1 protein-coding gene is annotated in these 1,273 nt (G+C 70.6%); it reads right to left on the reverse strand.

The genetic code is table 11. The annotated features are described in order from the left end of the window. Window positions 1-257 precede the first annotated feature (257 nt). Complete coding sequence (locus Ato02nite_RS50970) at window positions 258-941, reverse strand: hypothetical protein (protein WP_213013969.1); 684 nt, start codon at window positions 939-941, stop codon at window positions 258-260. Window positions 942-1,273 lie beyond the last annotated feature (332 nt).

Consider the following 1,273-nt stretch of genomic DNA (forward strand, 5'->3'; position numbering starts at 1 on the left):
GCTCGGACTCGCTCTACGGCGCCGTGAGCGCGCGGAGTTCGGGTCGGGTTCGACGTGGTGTCAGTGGTCTGCAGGCGGGGGAGCCGGCGGGCGGTTGCGGGTACAGCGCCCGCCGGCTGGGTCAAGGGTACGAGAGCCCGGTCGAGAGCCCGGTCGAGAGCCCGGTCGAGAGCCCGGTGCCAGCGATGGTGTTCTTCCCTCGATTCAGCCAGCCGCGAATGGCTTCGTCTGCCGGCCGAGTACCGGGTTCTCGGCGGTCAGTTCTTGGCGGTCGGGTCCTGTTTCTTGTGGCGGCGGACCCAGCCCTGCGCGGTGTGGCGGGGCACGCCGTAGTGATCGGCGACCGCCGCGGCCGTGCCGGCCTGGCGGTACACGGCGGCGAAGTCGTCGGGCATCCTGCGGTAAACCCGCTCGGCGCCACTCTCCGCAGCGGCGGCGGCCGGCTGTTCCGCTGCTCGCCGGCGCGGGACCGTTTTCCTCGGAGCCGGCTGGCTACGGCCGCCAGACGCGCGGCTCGACGGTGCCTGCGCCCCCTTGGCCGACGGGGCCGTGCCGGCCTTCCGGCGGCTGGACCGCTTCGCGGGCGCCGTGCCCGGTGCATGCTCGGTGGTATCCCTGGTGGCGGGCTGCGGGGTCACCGTCGCGGTGGTCGCCGGTGACTCGTCGGCTGTGGCGTCGGTGTTCGCGGGCACCGGGTGCGGTGCCGTTTTCGCCACCGTCGTGGGATCAGCGGTGATCGCGGCGGGGGTGGGCGTGGAACCGGAAACAGCTTGCAGGAGCAGTCCGACGTCCACACTGGGCATCGCAGCGCCGGTCAGACCGGCCGGAGCGTGCATGTGCACGCTGGTGATCCGCGTCTGTCCGGTGGAGGTGTCCACGGTCAGAGTGGTGCTGTTACCGCTGTCATCGTCGGGGGTGATGGTGATGGTGTACGAGTCCATGCCGTCCCTCAGGGGTTCTGATGTCACGCCCGTCGGCACGACAGGCCGGCCTCCCACAAGGTGCCCGCATCCTGCGCCGCCGGTCCAGATGAAGATCGCCAATGTAACCCGAGCCGCGAAATCAGCAACAAACCAGCCCCACAAGAAGGTGACACACAACCGCACCGACCATCCGGCAACTCGCCACCGCCCGGATGCAGGCAGGACATCCAGGCAATCCCGGCCGACGCACCGCGGCCCGCACAACGGATCCGCCGGGACCCCCGCGACCCCATCACCGCTGACGGTCAGTAGCCCGCGCAGTCAGGTCACCACGCACGCGGATTTGCCGA

Source organism: Paractinoplanes toevensis (assembly GCF_018332695.1).
GTDB classification, from domain to species: Bacteria; Actinomycetota; Actinomycetes; order Mycobacteriales; family Micromonosporaceae; genus Actinoplanes; species Actinoplanes toevensis.

Bases quoted from the DNA above. Each gene is read 5' to 3' on its own strand.
- Ato02nite_RS50970 (WP_213013969.1), bottom strand. From the start codon at position 941: ATGGACTCGTACACCATCACCATCACCCCCGACGATGACAGCGGTAAC.